Source organism: Methanoregula sp. PtaB.Bin085 (genome assembly GCF_002067035.1).
Lineage (GTDB): Archaea > Halobacteriota > Methanomicrobia > Methanomicrobiales > Methanospirillaceae > Methanoregula.
Genome location: NZ_MVQB01000062.1, coordinates 45,160 through 61,905, shown reverse-complemented (window position 1 = coordinate 61,905; position 16,746 = coordinate 45,160). Strand labels below are relative to the sequence as shown.

The window sequence follows — 16,746 nt, the reverse complement described above, 5'->3', positions numbered from 1 at the left end:
TCCGTATTTTATTCTTGCCGAAACTTCCGTGCATGACACCATCCCTGGACTGGAGTTATCTCCCAACTATTATCCTCCTGCAGGTTTTTTACTTTCACCCTGCACGGCCGGTGTTTAAACCCGTTCTTCTGGCATGTTTATCTGACAATGACGGTCATGGAGGTCTCTGGAGCCAGGATTGGATCCCTCTGGCGGCAGCGCGTGGATACCCTCCAGGAATACGAGGTTATCCGTGACGGGAATGTATTTGCAGCAGGTTTCTCGAACAGTTACGTCTGTTCATCCGAATACGACAGGGCCCGGCAGTATCTCAGAGAACTCATCAACCAGTACGACGGGTGCAGCCTTGAAGCTGTGTTTTCCGGTGGCAGGGAACTTGTGAATGACGGGGGTTCCTGCTACCTGCTGGAAAGTTGCGAACCTCTGGAGAATCCGTGTTTCGATGAGGATCGGTTCCGATCCCTTATCTCCGGAGATCTTACGCTTGTTCACGGAATCGGGAAATCCACGGAAAAACGTCTGAAACAGCGGGGGTACCAGACGCTGTATGACCTGATGGAGCATCCCAGATACCGGACACCTGCAAGAAGAGCCGCGGACTGTATCGGTCTGGGGAAACCTGCGGATATCATGGACCTGATCGGAAAGCGGCATTCGAAATCCCATCCCTTCGTTCTCGGAACTGCCGGTCTTCACGAACCCGGCGATTACGTGTTTCTCGATATCGAGACGCTCGGGCTCTTCTCCCGCCCAATCATCCTGTTCGGTGTCGGTATCCTGGAAAACGGCCGCCTGATCGTCCGGCAGTACCTGCTGCGCGATATCTCTGAAGAACCGGCCGCCCTGATGGCAACCCTGGGATACCTCTCTTCAGACCATCCTGCACTGGTAACCTTCAACGGGAAGGCATTCGATGCCCCGTATGTCTCCGACCGGCTGGCTTACTACGGTATGGAAGCCATTAATGGTATCCCCCATTTCGATGTTCTCCATTTCAGCCGGAGAAAATGGAAGGATACTCTCTCCTCGCTGCGCCTCTGCGCTCTCGAGAAGGAGATCCTCGGCATCAGCCGTGATGATGATGTACCCGGGCAGATGGTCCCGGAATTTTACGAAACCTATCTCCGATCCGGCAACTGCGGGCCGCTGGTGCCGATTGTTGAACACAACCGGCAGGATGTGGCATCGCTAGCACGGCTCTTCTTCCGGCTCCTGGGGGATGTCTGTGGCGATCGCTGACCTGCTCCGGCTTCTTTCTGTCAATCCGGTGTACCGGAACCGTGTCGTCTTTACAGACATCACCGGTCCGACCGAAGCGCGATACGGGGAGCTCGGGACACCACTGTCCGCCTCGCTTGCGGCATATCTCAAACAGAAAAACATCCGGTTGTATACTCACCAGTGTGATGCCATCAACCATCTCCGGAACGGCAGGAACGTGATCATCACAACACCGACTGCAAGCGGCAAGACACTGGCGTTCAACCTTCCCGTCTTTGAAAAACTGGAACAGGATCCGGCTGCACGGGCCCTGTACCTGTACCCGACAAAAGCCCTTTCCAATGACCAGCTCGCGACACTTGAACAGATGGACCGGTTCACCACTACTGGTGTACGGCCGGCAATATATGATGGGGATACCCCCCAGTCGAAGCGGGCGGCCATCCGCGAGAATGCACGGATCATCATCTCGAATCCCCACGAATTGCACCAGGTACTGTCATGGCATGCAAAATGGCGTCCGTTCTTCTCCGGCCTCCGGTATATTGTCATCGATGAAGCCCACCGCTACCGCGGGGTCTTCGGGTCCCACATCGCACTCCTTGTCAGGAGGCTCCTGCGCTTGTGTGCCTTTTACGGTTCGCATCCTCAATTCGTGCTTTCCACTGCCACGATTGCAAATCCGGTCGAGTTTGCCGGAAACCTTACCGGCCGGTCATTCGAGCTCGTGCAGCAGGACGGATCTCCCCATGGCAGGAGAACCTTCGTCCTGTATAATCCGTTCTATGACGGGATCGGTGACCGTTCAGCGCACCAGGAAACAAAAGATCTCCTCCTCTCGTGTGTCAAAGAAGACCTGCAGACGCTCTGTTTTACCGGGTCCCGGAAGATGGCGGAGCTGGTGACGCTCTGGGCCCGCGAGGATGCCAGACATTCATCCTGTCGTCTTGCCGATGCCATCTCCGCGTACCGGGCCGGATACCTCCCGGAAGAACGGCGGGGTCTTGAACGACAGCTGAAAGACGGGATGATGAAGGGGATCGTGTCTACAAACGCGCTGGAGCTTGGGATCGATGTCGGGACACTGGATGCCGTGATCCTTTCCGGTTACCCCGGGACCATGATGTCGGCACGCCAGCAGGCCGGCCGTGCCGGGAGGAACGGTACCGATTCGCTTGCAATTCTCGTTGCCATGGCAAACCCGCTCGACCAGTACTTCATGAACCACCCGGACAGGTTCTTTTCCCGGTCCCATGAGCATGCCATTGTCGATACGCACAATCCCTATATCGTCTCCGGGCACCTCCTCTGCGCTGCTGCGGAACTCCCGGTGAACGACTCAGCCGATTCCCTCTTTTTCGGGGAATCCCTCTCTTCACACCTTGCAGATCTCGCCACGCACGATCTGGTACGAAAAACTGCGCGCGGCTGGGTCTATTCCGGACGGGGCCGTGCTGCGGAGGCTGTCCAGCTGGACGGGATCCCCGGGCCGACGTTCCGGATCATGCATAAGGGGAAGCTTCTTGAGACCATGGACCGGGGACACGCGTTCAGCGAGGCACACAAGGGAGCCATCATGCTCCACCAGGGCGTTACCTATGTCGTGAACGAAATGGACCTGGAAACCCACACAATACGGGTTTCCGAGACCGATGTCGATTACTACACGCAGCCGCTCAAGGAGGTAAGCCTGAAGATCGTCGAAACAACCGGGAACCGCATTCTCAATGATGTGAAGTGTGCGTTCGGCGAAGTTGAGGTGACCGAAACAATCACTGGCTTCAAGCTCAAGCGCGGTGATACGATCATCGGGATAGAACCGCTCTCCCTCCCCCCGACTACCTTCAGGACAAAAGCGTTCTGGCTTGTACCGCCGGAACGCATCGGGCAGAAGGTCGATGCAGGAGACCTCGATCTTGCGGGGGGACTTCATGGTGCGGAACATGCGATCATCGCGCTGATGCCCCTGCACGTGATGTGCGATCGCTGGGATATCGGGGGGCTCTCGTCACCGATGTTTGGTGAAACCGGGGAACCTGCGATTTTCGTCTACGATGCGTACGAGGGGGGTATCGGGCTTGCCGAAAAGGCGTACGACATCCTTCCCTGTCTTCTTGCCAGTGCCCACGAACTCGTGCGGGACTGCTCGTGCGAGAAGGGTTGTCCTTCCTGTATCTACTCACCGAAATGCGGGAATGACAACCAGCCGCTGGACAAGGAGGCAACCATCATCATTCTGGGAGAACTCTGTCGTCAGCCGGTCCCAGCCACTGCAGTACCGGATCCTGCCGTTTCCCCGACTGTTTCACCGTAAACCAGGATTATTCCACAAGAACGGTCCGTTCCGGTTCGGGACCATCGTCTTCGAAGATAAACAGGTCGTCGATGGTCGTGTGCAGGGCCCGTGCCACATCGTGGGCCAGTTTCAGGGACGGGTTATATTTCCCCTGTTCGAGGAACACAATGGTCTCCCGGCGCACGCCCACGACTTTTGCCAGATCTTCCTGGGTGATGGAGAACCTGGCCCGGTACTCCTTTATCCTCGTCTGCATGGGGTCCTCGGTATCCTGTATTCCGGATTGGTTGTTCCTGTTGACATGCTCTGCTATGAGCGGGCAGAAGCCCATTTACCCGACATCTCCTTTCCGGAAGAGCCAGGCCTGGAAGAGCACCGCAGACAGGGCGAGGACAAGGATCGAGATCCAGAGCGCATTCCGGGTGTCAAGCCTGAGCACGTTGAGATAATCCAGCCAGAATAATGCAGTCATGAAGAAGAGGCCGGTCAGCCATGCATAGGTGATGCCATATGCCCCGATCTTTTTCGACCGTTCGTCCGATTCCGGGTCATCGCCATACCTGCGGTGACGGAGGATTCCCGTGATCAGGAATGCAAGCCCGGCACAGAGGAGCAGTGTTCCAATGATCCCCTCCCCACCGCTCATCAGAATGGCTGCAACACCGCTGGCCGCCATCAGCGCACCGATAACGATACGATACATATTTCTGGGTTTCATCATAGTCTGCCTGTATGTTATATATTTCTAACACAAGGATATGAATGTTGTGTATTTCTAACAAAATTAGGTGCAATCTGCCCGGGCCGGTGGGGGGTGTCGTGGTGACCCCCCTCCTTTAATTTTTAAAACGATCCGATTCCCGGCCCACAGGCAGGGGGGGGTCTCCCGCAGACCCCCTCCCCCCTCCGCCCGGATCAGACCCCCCAACTCATTTCCGGGTAGGTTGCTCCTGTTCCGGGTATCGCCGGCAATTCCAGCGGAAGCGAAGGTACATCCTTTGCATAACAATGGATACTACTCACGGTTGAGTAGGGGGTCTGCCGGAGACCCCCCACCCTTCTTTTTGTAAAAACGATCAGACCCCCCCGCCAGGATGGAGGGGGGTTTGCAGCGGGCGGCCGGGTTTCCAAAAACGTCTCTGGAAAAAATTATTCCTTTATGATCGAGCGAACCGAAAGGAAGACCGGGCCCCGGACATCGACTTTCTTCTTGTTGTCCGTGATGTACCGCATCGCGTACTCGTCAATCTTCAGGTTGATATCGCTCGGGAGTTTTGCCATCTTGGCCTGGACGGTTGTTCCCTTCCCGCACCATGCCGCCTCTTCAATGCGTGCAGCGGCCATGGCCGAGACCGCGGACAGGTACGTTATTCCCGTTGGTGCCCCTTCGGTCCTGACCTGTTTCCACTTCTCTGCATCCGGCACCCCAAGGACCGATCCCTCGTACACGAAGATCTCGTTGGCACAGGCCGGCCCGCAGAGTTTCGCATTGGACTCCGTTTCCTCTACAACGACTTTCAAGGCTGTTCCCCCGAGTGATCCCTCCCATGCATCGAAGGCACAGGGTCCCTGTGACGCCCCGTTGGCTGCAGCAACCCTCGCAATTGCACGGGCGAGCATTTTTCCTTCGGTGGAGACCGGCTCTTCCTTGAGGTGTACGGCCCGGGCAATTTCCCGGTCGGAGAGCGGGTGAGGGAAGAACTGCGGGTACACGAGCTGCCGGACATCGTTTGCATTATACGCGATCATCGCGAGCCGCTCGACGCCGAGGCCGAGGTTCATGACCGGGACGCCGACACCGTACTCTGCAAGCGCGGATGGTGAGTACATCCCGAATGTTGCCACCTCGACCCAGCCATGGACAGGGTGCCGGGCGTAGACCTCGGTCTGGGTGTCGGGCATGTAATACTTGGAGCGCTTCTCGTCCGGCTGGAACCGGAAATCCGTGTACCCGAACGCTGAAAGAAGTGCCTCGCTGACTGCTTTACCATCTTCGATGGTTACGTCATCACCGGCAACGATACAGGATGCGGAGTGGTAGGTCATGAGCCTTGTGGGCCCTTCCGCCTGCTCCCGGCGGAAACAACGGTCAACCGAGAACATGCGGAGGGGCAGCGGGCTTTTGTCCCAGATGGATCCAAGGGTGAGGAACCAGCCGCTTGTCATATGGCTGCGGAGCGTGGAGCGCGAGGACTCGGGGGCAAGGTTCCGGAATTCCGGGAAAACCGAATCGAGAATGTGAACAACAACCCCGTCATCAACTCCGAGGACCTTTGCCATCTCGAAGGTGAGCTCATCCCCGTCTATCTCTGATTTCTTGTACGCGTGGAGTGTTTCACGGAGGCGTTCTTCAGTCTCGGGAGACATAGGTTTATACGATCCGCCAGAATCACTCGTTGCTCCGGCAGATCCGCCATGAGCGAGGGGACTCCGGTGGCTCAGGATGATGTCGTTGATCTCGTCAAGGCGGTCACGTGCGATTCCGACATTCGGGCGGGGGAGGCCACCGAGGTAGAAAACGCGGTCGAGAACGGCCATCGCCTCGGGCCCGAACTGGCGGTAGATATCCTTCTCTTCGATGATGACCGGGACTTCCGCCTCGTCGAACCCCATCGACAGGTAGGTCTCGCGGAGGCGGTTGATCGTGGCGAAGATCGGGTGCGCCTGCGCCCGCTTGTATTGCCGGCACGGGTAGGTCTCCGAATGCGCTGCGGGGGTCAGGACCGACGGGCCCTCGTGCCATGCACCTTCGAAGTTCTCGTGTGATTTCCGTTTCCAGTCTTCGGGATTGAATCTCATGATATACGCTCCAGAACAACCACTCTGCTCAGTTCGTTCTCATCCTTGTACCGGTAATCGCATGCCGCGGCAACCTTCTCCGCAAAGGCCCGTACTTCAGCATGCTCCGGCATGTTCTCTCTTGCCAACCGGTTTCTACTGTATCCCAGATACATGTATCCCTTTATCTCAACGAACCGGGCTCCCGAGTCCTGCAGGATTGCGGCATATCGTTCGGGAGCGAAGTCATTGAGCCCCTTCACGAGCGTAATCCGGATTGCCGACCTTTGGGAGCCAGGGAGCCGGAGGCTTTCCTGCACATCATCCCAGGTATCCCCGAGAGGGCGGCAGACTTTATAATAGGTTTCCCGGTCCGGTGCATCGAGGGATACATACATCTGGAATGGTTTACATCTCTCAAGCATTCCTGGATTCGTCCCGTTGCTGACGAGGAACGTTGTGTACCCCCTGCTGTTGAAGAGATCGATAAGTTCCGGCAGCCGGGAGTACAGCGTCGGCTCACCTGAGAGCGAGATCGCCACGTGCTTGGGGTCAAGTGCTTCCTGCCAGCGTTCATCGGTCACGGTATTGTCGAGCACCGCGTTGTACCCTGCGAGAGCCTTCTTCTGAAGCCGGTGGATTCCCGTAAGAATCGTCTCCGGGGGGCATTCCTCCTCCTCCGCAGGCTCGTGCTCGAAGGACCGCCAGCAGAAGAGGCAGCGCTGGTTGCAGCGGAGGGTGGGGGTCATCTGGACGCAGCGGTGGCTTGCGATGCCGTAGAACTGGTGCTTGTAGCACATATCGCCGCCCTGCAGGGCGCGTTTGCACCACATGCAGGGCTTGAGGGCTGCCGTGGAGGTCTTTGAAAAGAACTGGTACCCCTGCTTCTGCAGGGGTTCACATGGTTTCGATGGCATCGATCCCGAGTGTCTGCAGGGATTCTTTCAGGGTGTTCTGCACCGCCTTGACAAGCGTGAGGCGGCGATCGCGGACCTTCCCCTCGCTCTTCAGCACCGGTTCGAAATGGTAGAAGGTGTTGAATGTGTCGGCAAGCTCGCGGGCATAGACTGCCAGGATGTGCGGACGGAGTTCTGCGACAACCTGTTCTATCACTTCCGGGAACCGGGCGATCTTCTTTGCGACCGCAATCTCCTGTTCCGTCTCGAGTTCGAAACACTCCGTGAATGACCCTGCCTTTCCGAGGATGCTGCAGGCCCGGGCGTGGGCGTACTGGATGTAGGGGCCGCTCTGCCGCTCGAAGTCGAGGGCCTCCTTCCAGTCGAAGACCGTGCTCTTCTCCGGAGAGACCTTCACGATATCGTAGCGGATGGCTGCAAGGCCGACAGAACGGGCGATGGCCTTCCGTGTCGCCTCGTCCAGTTCAGGTCTCCGGGCTGTCACCTCATCGAATGCCCGCTTGCGGATCTCCGTGATGAGGTCATCGGCAGACACGAATTTTCCGGCACGGGTGCTCATCGAGCCCTCCGGCAGGGAAACGAACTCGAAATGGACGATCTCGGGAGCCTTCTCCCCGATCAGTTTCATGGTGCACTGGAGCTGGGCGCCGATGAGCTTGTGATCAGCACCGAGAACATCGATGATGCGATCGAAGTTTGCCCCTTTCCACGCATGGTACGCGAGATCACGGGCAGCATACACCGATGTGCCGTCACTCCTGCGGATGACATACTTGTTCGTGAACCCGAATTCCGACAGGTCAAGAGCAAGCGTCTCCTCCTCCCGGGCCTGGGGCATCCGCTTCAGCCTGTTGATAATACGCTCCGTATTCCCGTTCCGTATGAAATCACTTTCCCAGACAAACCGGTCATGTCGTACATTCAGATCCTTCAGGGTAACTGCAAACCCGTCGAGACAGCGCGAAACCTCTTTCCTGAACTTTTTCACGGTTGCAGGATCCCCGTTCTCCACGAGCTGCATGAGGGTGTTGACCTGCCGGGTGATTCCTTCGTCTTTCTCAATTGCACGGTTCGCAGCGATATAGATGCGGGCGATATGCGCATCCTCCTTCTCGTTATCCTGCCTCGCGGAATCGAGGTTATCGAATCCCCAGACAACGATGGCAATCTGCCGGCCCATATCATTGACATAGTACTGGACCTCGAGCGGATAGCCGGCCTTGCGGAACGCGCGGGCGAGCGTGTCTCCGATGATCGAGTTCCGGATATGCCCGACATGAAGAGGGCCGTTCGGGTTTGCGCTGGTGTGTTCGAGAACGACCCGGGTGGGCTTTTTCGGAAGATTGCCATAGCCCGGCCGGACGGCATCTTTGAGCACTTCGCTCACGAACGCCGATCCGAAGGTGAAATTGATGTACGGTCCCTTCGCCTCAACGGTGACCATGGCAATGTCGGGATTTTTCTTCAGTTCCAATGCAAGGTCCTGAGCGATCTTCACCGGTGCCTGCTTCTTCTGCTTTGCGAGCGCGAACGCAACTGTGGTTGCGAGATCCGCGTGTTCTCCCCCATCCACGAGAAGGGCATCGGGTACTCCGGTGAGGTCCTTGATTGCTTTCTCAATTCTGGTATACATTTCGTGGGGCATCAGTATCCCGTCCTGTAGCGGAGAATCGCTGCAATCCCGCCGAATGCTGAAAAGAGGATAGAGCCCTCTTCAAAATCATCGGAGATGAGTTCCACTTTCGAGCTGCTCATGTCTGCCAGTTTCGTGAGTTCGTCGACAATATCGGTCTCTTCTTCGAGAATGTTCGGCGCCGTGCATTTCGGGCAGTTCCCGAGCGGGATGTCTGCCATGGTCTTTCCCGCCTCGATACTAACGGTCTTTTCAGCAGTATAATCGCAGCTCTGACACCTGATTTTCAGCCGGGATTTGCGGAGCTTGGTGGAGAGGAGGAGGATATCGACGGCGCCAATCTCGAGGTTGTGCCGGATGCTCTCCTCCCCATAGGCAGCAAGCCCGTCGTCCTTGACCAGCTCTTTTAAGAACCGGTCCATGAATGCCTTTTCCTTGACAACGGTCATCCCCTTGAGGGCATCCTTCGCCGAGTCGACCAGTTCTGCGAGTCCGTCCTCATTGGTGTATGCGACATCGAAAAGCCCTATGATCCGTTTCTGGACCTCGTGATGGAGATAGTTCCCCTTTTCGAATTCCTCTTTTGTCGGGCTCGGTCCCCCAATCAGGAGGCCTTTGAACCGTTCGAAGAAATCTTTCTCTGCAAGGAAGATGGCGCTGGCCCGTTCGCCGATCTTGGTATAGAATTCATCGATCGCGATCTCGCGCAGGCGCCCGAACCGGGCTGCTGACTGACCGCCTTTCCTCATCTTACCCGGTACCGTTGAGTTCGCCCCGCCAACCGGTTCGATCCGGTTGCCACGCAGGAATCCCCAGTATGCTTCGCGCTTGTCGAGGACCAGCAGGCCGTACACGTACTTCTCCTCAAGCATCTGGAGGAGGGGTTCGAGCTCGAAGTTCGAGCTGCAGCGGTACATGTAGAGGTTCAGGGGCTCCGGCGGCTCGATGATTGTGCACTGGAGGTCCGTGCGGTCACCGTACGTTTTTACCGTGCCGCAGAAAACCGCGAGACCCTTCTCCGGAGGGCGCTTGTAGTACTTTAGGCGAGAGAGGATGGATGAGATGGCGCTCTGGACATTGGTCTTGGTCTGTTTGCTCTTGATGTTGGCACACTGGCCGTACTCGTCCTTCAGCTGGTTGGTTACGTCAAAGATCTGTTTGTCGGGAGGTATGTAGAGCGTGATAAGCTCCGTACCATCCCCCTGCTGGGACTGGAGTTTCTCCAAAACCTTCTTGAACTCATAGCGCCTGCGCGCCTCGTCCATCTCCACCTCTTCTGCCATTGCCGGGTTCAAACCTCTCTTTAAAGCTAGTACCTATACGCCCGCGGGTGCCATAAAATTACGCCCATTGCGCAATGATACGTGCGTCCACTTCAGGATTGATCCCATGCTCCCCGGAAAATTCCGTGAAGTTCTTCGGGTCACCCGCTTTCCCGTAGAGCTGCCTCCCGCTGGAAAAGGGAATGATGGGATCAGTTGCATTGTGGTACATCCATACTGGCCGCGGGGTAATCTTACCGATATATGTTCCGGGCTCAATCGAGGCTGCAAACCGTATTGGATCGCCGGTCACACCCTGTTCCCTGAGCGAATCGAGGAGCCCCCAGTCGGACGTCGATATCCCGATATATCCTGCGAATTCCGGATCGATGCCTGCTGCCACGGCTGCATAACGGCCACCGTTACTCGAACCGATGGCATAGACCGGGACGTTATACTTTCCTGCCAGCAGTTTCCTGGCAGACACTAGGTCACAGATGCTCAGGTAATACTGGGGCATCTCCCCCTTTCCGAACTTTGCAAAATCCTGCTGGATCAACTGCTGGCTGAAATGCAGCCCGGCAGTCTCGCCGCCATTCCCCCGGGTGTCAACAAAGAGGAATGCATATCCGGCCGAGGCGAACCTGACCATCCGCTCTTCGTGGCCGGCCAGCTTCTCCCCGGCACCCGGTGCATAGACGAATGCAGCTTTTGGTGCTTTCGGTGCTGCAAGGTATGTCGTCACATTTCCGCTTTTGGTAGTGAATACGACCCGCGATTTCGTGTAGGTCTCGTTCGAAAAGAACACAACCTCGCTTGTTGTCTCCGGGGCGCAGCTGAGCGTGAGGACTCCGTCAGAATCAACGGAATAGGTGGATTTGGCAGGAATGCTGTTGCTTGTGCATCCGGCACCTGCGAGGCAGGTGATAAGGAAGATGGCAATCACGAAAGCAGATCTCATCGGGGAACCCCGAGGCAGCGACAGATGAGGCAGATTGTCTTGGCATCGGTGATGGTTCCATCTTGGATCATGCGGGGCAGGTCCCTGACTGCCAGATCCAGTACCTCAATCACCTCGTCCTCGTCCCTGCCATATTCTTCTGAAGGCGTGAGCCCGTGCGCTTCATACAGGTAGATCCTTTCATCGGTATAGCCGGGCGTCGTGATGATATACCCGCGGGATTCGATGGTCCGCGCAGCAAAACCGGTCTCCTCGATCAATTCCCTCGCGGCTGCTGCCAGCGGATCCTCGTCCATTTCCAGTGCTCCGGCAGGCGCTTCAATGATGTAACCATCAATGGCATAGCGGTACTGCCGGATAAGTTTGCACCGTTCCCCCTCAACCGGCAGGATCACCACTGCATTGCTCGGATGGACAATCACCTTGTCCCGGCGAAGACCGTTCGGCAGTTGTACCGGCCGCTGCTCGATCCAGAGCCTCCGCCCGCGGAAGATCTCCATTCACACCTCGTATTCGATCGGGTCTTTCATCCCGATGGCAGCGAATGCTTCCTGCCGGAAGTGACAGGACCCGCAGGTTCCACAGGCTTTTCTCTCGTTCCGGTAGCAGGACCACGTGTGCTCGTAGGGAACACCCAGCTTCATGCCAATGCGCAGGATGTCGGTCTTGGACATGCGGGTGAACGGGGTCTTGAGAGTAATGTGCGTGGTATCTTTTGTACCAAGATCGATGACGCGCTGGAATGCTTCGATGAACTGCGGCCGGCAGTCCGGATACCCGCTGTAATCGAGCGACTGGACGCCAATGTAGATTGCCTCAGCATCCCTCGCCTCGGCAAAGCTGGTAGCGATGGAGAGGAGGTTGGCGTTCCGGAACGGCACGTATGTGTTGGGCATGTGCGCCCGCGCGGGATCGAACTCCTCTACTGCAATTTTACTGTCGGTCAGGCTGCTTGCCCCGAATCGGGAGAAGTACCCGACATCGACTTCCACGAATTCCTCTGCTTCAAGGAGGCCGGCGATCTTTTTTGCACATGCCAGTTCCTTTCCCTGTGTCCTCTGGCCGTAGTTCAGGTGGAGGGCGCAGATATCGTATCCTTCACTCTTTGCAAGATAGGCGAGCGTGGACGAGTCCATGCCCCCTGAGAGCAGACAAACAGCTTTCATCATTTCACTCCGATGACCTTGTGGAGCTGGACCTGCATCCGGGCCGGCAGGTTGTTTTTCAGGATAAATTCCGAGATGACTTTGTAATCAGTACCGCAGACTGGCGATATGAATATCTCACAGGGTATGCGGTGCGTTCTGATAATCCCCTGTGCATACTGACAGTCTGTTTCGTCTTTGACAACGAATTTGACGGTATCCTCCGGTCGGAGTTTTTCCAGAAGGGAGAGATCGCTTTGTTCTCCGGAGAACGGGCATTTCACGTCCATGCAGACAGATGCAAATGGCTGGAACCGGGAAAAGTCGATCGTCCCGTTTGTCTCGATATCGATTATTGTCCCGCGCTTATGGAGTGAGTCCAGGAGGCGTTCCAGCTCTTCTCCCTGCAGCAGCGGTTCCCCCCCGGTAATACAGACGTAAGGGGGATTGATTCTCCAGACCTGTTCGAGGATTGTGTCGAGAGACATCGTCACCCCGCCGCTTTGGGATCCGGGCGTGTCGCACCAGCGGCAGTTCAGGTTGCAGCCGGCAAGACGGATAAAAAGGCAGGGTTTCCCCTGGTTCTTCCCCTCCCCCTGCAGGCTGCGGAAAATTTCAGTGATCTTCATTCGGTAAGCTCGGCAAAGGCAGTCGGGGATTCCCACACCCGGATCTTCGGGACGGTTGCCCGAATCCCGTGCTCCCGGCAGAATGCGTAGAGGTCATCCCGGATAAGGGAGGCCATCAGCTCGCTGGTCGGGTCACCCGGTGTCGTGATCACCTCGTGGAATTCCCGGATGCGCGGGACCATGGGATCTTCCTCATTGAGGATGATCTGATGGTCGTACTTGTCAACGACCTTTTTTATCATACTGTAATCAATGAGGATCTGCGTCGTTTTATCCGGTTCACCCTCCATCCAGATCTCGACCTTCCAGCGGTGCCCGTGCAGGTTCGCGCACTTGCCCTCATAATGGAGGAGGCGGTGGCTGGTATCGATCTGTACTTCCTTGTAGATCCCCACTTTCATTGCCCAGTATTTGAGCTGAGGAGGATATAATGTTATTATGAGTGAGGATCAATAGTATAAGACAGGCAGGTGGGAGGCCACAATTTATAAATCGGTTACCCGCGTTAGTACATATCCCAGTGTGGGTTATCGATAACCACAAAAACAACGTAAATGAGGCTCTTTAATGGGACAGGGTAAATTTGCAGCCAGAAAACTGGTTCGGGACTCAAATAAGTTCCGGTGGGCAGACAAGAACTATGCCCGCCGTGAACTCAATCTCGATGTCAAGTCGGACCCCCTCGAGGGTGCCCCGCAGGCGAGAGGTATCGTACTGGAGAAGATAGGTGTTGAGGCAAAACAGCCGAACTCCGCCATCCGCAAATGCGTGCGTGTCCAGCTGATCAAGAACGGCCGGCAGGTAAGCGCTTTCGCTGTTGGCGACGGCGCCATCAATTTCATCGACGAACACGATGAAGTCGAGATTGAGGGTATCGGCGGCCGTCTTGGCCGGTCCATGGGAGATATCCCGGGTGTCCGGTATGTCGTCACCAAGGTAAACAACGTCTGCCTCCACGAAATGGTCATCGGCAGGAAGGAGAAACCGCGCAGGTGATCATGATGACAGAAGCAGAAGCAAAGACTGCAGCGGCAGGCCAGAAACTGTTGTTCAACAAGTGGGATGTTGCTGATGTGAAAGTCAACGATCCCAGCCTTGTGCGCTACGTCACCCTCTCCGCCCAGATCATCCCCCACACCTGCGGCAAGTTCTCCCGCCAGGAATTCGGAAAGAGCAACATGATGATTGTCGAGCGGCTCATCAACCGCCTTATGCAGACCGAGAATAATACCGGCAAAAAGCAGCTGGCAATACGCATCGTGCGGGATGCATTCGAGATCATCAACAAGAAGACAAAACGCAACCCGGTTGAAGTGCTGGTCGAGGCAATTGCCAACTCCGGCCCCCGCGAAGAGACAGTCCGCCTGAAATACGGTGGTATCAACGTCCCGAAATCGGTCGATACCGCGCCGATGCGCCGCGTCGACACAGCAATCCATTTCATTGCCGAGGCAACCCTGAAGGGCTCCAGCAGTGGCAAGAAGAGTGCAAGTGCGGTTCTTGCCGACGAACTTATCGCTGCATCCAAGGGCGACGTGAAGTGTTACTCGGTAGGTAAAAAGGAAGAACGCGAGCGGATCGCGAAATCCGCCCGGTAACACCATCTTTTTTGAGGTTTTTTCATGTCCCGAGGCAAAAAAACAGTTGAGCGCGTCGTAGAGCTCATGAAGGATCCGAAGCACATTCGGAACATCGGTATCGTAGCGCACATCGACCACGGCAAGACCACACTCTCCGACAACCTCCTGGCAGGTGCCGGTATCATCTCTGAAGAACTCGCCGGAAAGCAGCTCTTCATGGACTCCGACGAAGAAGAGCAGGCGCGCGGTATCACCATTGATGCATCCAACGTCTCGATGGTCCACGAGTACGAGGGCACTGATTACCTCATCAACATGATCGATACGCCCGGTCACGTTGACTTTGGTGGCGACGTCACCCGTGCGATGCGCGCGGTCGACGGGGCCGTCGTCCTCGTTGATGCAGTCGAAGGGACCATGCCCCAGACCGAGACCGTACTCCGTCAGGCTCTCAAAGAACAGGTACGCCCGGTCCTCTTCATCAACAAGGTTGACCGGCTCATCAATGAGCTCAAGGTCGATGACATGGAGATGCAGATCCGTCTCGGCAAGGTCATCGACAAGGTCAACAAGCTCATCAAGGGCATGAACGAGGAAGCCTATAACAATGGCTGGAAACTGGACGCCTCCAAGGGTACCGTTGCTTTCGGTTCCGCGCTGTACAACTGGGCAGTCTCAGTTCCGTTTATGCAGAAGAGCGGTATCTCGTTCAAGGTTGTGTATGAGAAGTGCCGGGCCGGCGATATGAAGTACCTCGCCAAGCAGAGCCCGCTCTCAGAAGTGGTTCTTGATATGGTCGTACGCCACCTCCCGAACCCGCTCGAGGCCCAGCCCCGGCGTGTCAACGTCATCTGGCACGGGGACAAGGAAACCAAGGAAGGCAAGGCCATGCTCACGTGCGACCCGAAAGGCCCTGTCGGCATGATGGTTACCGATATCTCGTTCGATCCCCATGCGGGAGAAGTCGCCACCGGGCGTCTCTTCTCCGGCAGCCTCAAGAGGGGCGATGTGCTCTACGTTATGGGAACCGCTAAGAAGGAGAACCGCCTCCAGCAGGTCGGTATCTTCATGGGCCCCAAGCGCGTGGAAGTCGAGGAGATCGTTGCGGGCAATATCGCTGCTGTTACCGGTCTCAAGGACGCTATCGTCGGTTCGACAGTCTCCACTCTCATGGAGATGACACCGTTCGAGTCGCTCAAGCACTACTCGGAACCGGTCATGACCGTTGCGGTCGAGGCCAAGAACATGAAGGACCTGCCCAAGCTCGTTGAAGTGCTCCGGCAGGTTGCCAAGGAAGACCCGACCCTCAGCATCTCGATCAACGAGGAAACCGGTGAACACCTCATCGCCGGTATGGGGGAACTTCACCTCGAGATCGTCACCGGACGTATCAAGCGGGACAAGGGTGTGGAGATTGTCACATCCCCGCCAATCGTAGTGTACCGTGAAACGGTCACCGGCACGGTGGAGAATGTCGAGGGCAAGTCCCCGAACCGTCACAACCGCTTCTACTTCACGCTGTCGCCTCTCCCCGACGAGATTGTCGCCCTGATCAAGAGCGGTGAGGTCTCGATGAACCAGCAGAACCTTGAACGCCGTGATGTGCTTATCAAGGCCGGTATGGACAAGGACGAGGCAAAGAATGTCAAGGATATCAAAGGCACCAGCATGCTCATCGATGCAACCAAGGGTATCCAGTATCTCAACGAGACGATGGAACTGATCATCGAGGGTATCCATGAGGCCCTCGCCGGCGGACCGCTCGCTGATGAGCCGGTCCAGAACCTCAAGATGGTCCTCACCGATGTCAAGCTTCACGAGGACGCGATCCACCGCGGTCCCGCACAGGTCATTCCCGCGGTCCGCGGCGCCATCAAGGGCGGCATGCTCCTTGCGGGCGACTCGCTTCTCGAGCCGGTCCAGAAGATCCAGATCACCGTTCCGATGGACCAGATGGGTGCTGCAACGTCCCAGATCCAGGGTCGCCGCGGCCAGGTCTTCGATATGCAGAGCGAGGGCGATACCATTACAGTTTCAGGCAAGGCCCCCGTTGCCGAACTCTTCGGGTTCGCGGGAGATATCCGGTCCGCAACCGAAGGCCGGGCAATGTGGAACACCGAGTTCGCAGGGTTCGAACTCGTTCCCAACAACATGGTCAAGGAAGTCGTCATCGGCATCCGCAAGCGCAAAGGTCTCAAGGACCAGATGCCTCAGCCCAACGATTACCTCTCATAATTTTTTCGTCATCGTCCTGTTTTTTATCCGCTTTCTGATCCGGATCTGCTTGTCCCGACCGAAACGGTAAACAATCTTTCCGTACTAAT

At 56.5% G+C, this 16,746-nt stretch carries 16 protein-coding genes; 5 read left to right on the top strand and 11 right to left on the bottom strand.

The window, feature by feature from the left end; all coding sequences use genetic code 11:
• The first annotated feature begins 147 nt into the window (after positions 1–147).
• Together A4E33_RS14000 and A4E33_RS13995 are read left to right on the top strand one after the other, a co-directional pair.
• Positions 148–1,239: a ribonuclease H-like domain-containing protein gene (locus A4E33_RS14000; protein ID WP_292349040.1), complete on the top strand. Its 1,092-nt coding sequence runs from the start codon at positions 148–150 to the stop codon at positions 1,237–1,239.
• Positions 1,220–3,535, top strand: a complete 2,316-nt coding sequence (locus A4E33_RS13995; RefSeq protein WP_394334412.1) for a DEAD/DEAH box helicase — start codon at positions 1,220–1,222, stop codon at positions 3,533–3,535. The genes A4E33_RS14000 and A4E33_RS13995 overlap by 20 nt, the downstream gene beginning before the upstream one ends.
• 7 nt (positions 3,536–3,542) lie before the next feature.
• Here the strand turns inward: A4E33_RS13995 and A4E33_RS13990 are convergent, their stop codons facing one another.
• From A4E33_RS13990 to A4E33_RS13940, 11 genes are all read right to left on the bottom strand, one after another.
• On the bottom strand, positions 3,543–3,773 hold the full coding sequence (locus A4E33_RS13990; RefSeq protein ID WP_292349242.1) for a helix-turn-helix transcriptional regulator: 231 nt from the start codon (positions 3,771–3,773) through the stop codon (positions 3,543–3,545).
• A 75-nt stretch (positions 3,774–3,848) separates the two neighbouring features.
• Complete coding sequence (locus A4E33_RS13985) at positions 3,849–4,238, bottom strand: hypothetical protein (protein ID WP_292349036.1); 390 nt, start codon at positions 4,236–4,238, stop codon at positions 3,849–3,851.
• A gap of 428 nt (positions 4,239–4,666) precedes the next feature.
• A complete protein-coding gene (gene sepS / locus A4E33_RS13980; protein ID WP_292349034.1) occupies positions 4,667–6,316 on the bottom strand; it encodes an O-phosphoserine--tRNA ligase in 1,650 nt (549 codons plus the stop codon).
• On the bottom strand, positions 6,313–7,212 hold the full coding sequence (gene twy1 / locus A4E33_RS13975) for a 4-demethylwyosine synthase TYW1 (protein WP_292349032.1): 900 nt from the start codon (positions 7,210–7,212) through the stop codon (positions 6,313–6,315). Before twy1 ends, sepS begins: the two co-directional genes overlap by 4 nt.
• On the bottom strand, positions 7,193–8,857 hold the full coding sequence (gene argS / locus A4E33_RS13970; RefSeq protein WP_292349031.1) for an arginine--tRNA ligase: 1,665 nt from the start codon (positions 8,855–8,857) through the stop codon (positions 7,193–7,195). Before argS ends, twy1 begins: the two co-directional genes overlap by 20 nt.
• Complete coding sequence (gene prf1 / locus A4E33_RS13965) at positions 8,857–10,128, bottom strand: peptide chain release factor aRF-1 (RefSeq protein ID WP_292349030.1); 1,272 nt, start codon at positions 10,126–10,128, stop codon at positions 8,857–8,859. Before prf1 ends, argS begins: the two co-directional genes overlap by 1 nt.
• A gap of 58 nt (positions 10,129–10,186) precedes the next feature.
• Complete coding sequence (locus A4E33_RS13960) at positions 10,187–11,068, bottom strand: S9 family peptidase (RefSeq protein WP_292349028.1); 882 nt, start codon at positions 11,066–11,068, stop codon at positions 10,187–10,189.
• On the bottom strand, positions 11,065–11,568 hold the full coding sequence (locus tag A4E33_RS13955; RefSeq protein WP_292349027.1) for an NUDIX hydrolase: 504 nt from the start codon (positions 11,566–11,568) through the stop codon (positions 11,065–11,067). The genes A4E33_RS13960 and A4E33_RS13955 overlap by 4 nt, the downstream gene beginning before the upstream one ends.
• On the bottom strand, positions 11,569–12,234 hold the full coding sequence (gene queC, locus A4E33_RS13950; RefSeq protein ID WP_292349241.1) for a 7-cyano-7-deazaguanine synthase QueC: 666 nt from the start codon (positions 12,232–12,234) through the stop codon (positions 11,569–11,571).
• Positions 12,234–12,842 carry a radical SAM protein gene (locus A4E33_RS13945; RefSeq protein ID WP_292349025.1) on the bottom strand — a complete coding sequence of 203 codons (609 nt, stop codon included), beginning with the start codon at positions 12,840–12,842 and terminating at the stop codon, positions 12,234–12,236. Before A4E33_RS13945 ends, queC begins: the two co-directional genes overlap by 1 nt.
• Entirely contained in the window at positions 12,839–13,243 is a 405-nt protein-coding gene (locus tag A4E33_RS13940; protein WP_292349023.1) for a 6-carboxytetrahydropterin synthase, read from the bottom strand. The genes A4E33_RS13945 and A4E33_RS13940 overlap by 4 nt, the downstream gene beginning before the upstream one ends.
• A 166-nt stretch (positions 13,244–13,409) precedes the next feature.
• Between A4E33_RS13940 and A4E33_RS13935 the strand changes: the two genes are divergently transcribed.
• Genes A4E33_RS13935 through A4E33_RS13925 form a run of 3 tightly spaced genes read left to right on the top strand, consistent with a single transcriptional unit; the run spans position 13,410 to position 16,657 of the window.
• Positions 13,410–13,838: a 30S ribosomal protein S12 gene (locus A4E33_RS13935; protein ID WP_292349021.1), complete on the top strand. Its 429-nt coding sequence runs from the start codon at positions 13,410–13,412 to the stop codon at positions 13,836–13,838.
• Between the two features lie 5 nt (positions 13,839–13,843).
• Positions 13,844–14,440, top strand: a complete 597-nt coding sequence (locus tag A4E33_RS13930) for a 30S ribosomal protein S7 (protein ID WP_292349239.1) — start codon at positions 13,844–13,846, stop codon at positions 14,438–14,440.
• Between the two features lie 24 nt (positions 14,441–14,464).
• Positions 14,465–16,657: an elongation factor EF-2 gene (locus A4E33_RS13925; RefSeq protein WP_292349020.1), complete on the top strand. Its 2,193-nt coding sequence runs from the start codon at positions 14,465–14,467 to the stop codon at positions 16,655–16,657.
• Positions 16,658–16,746: the final 89 nt, after the last annotated feature.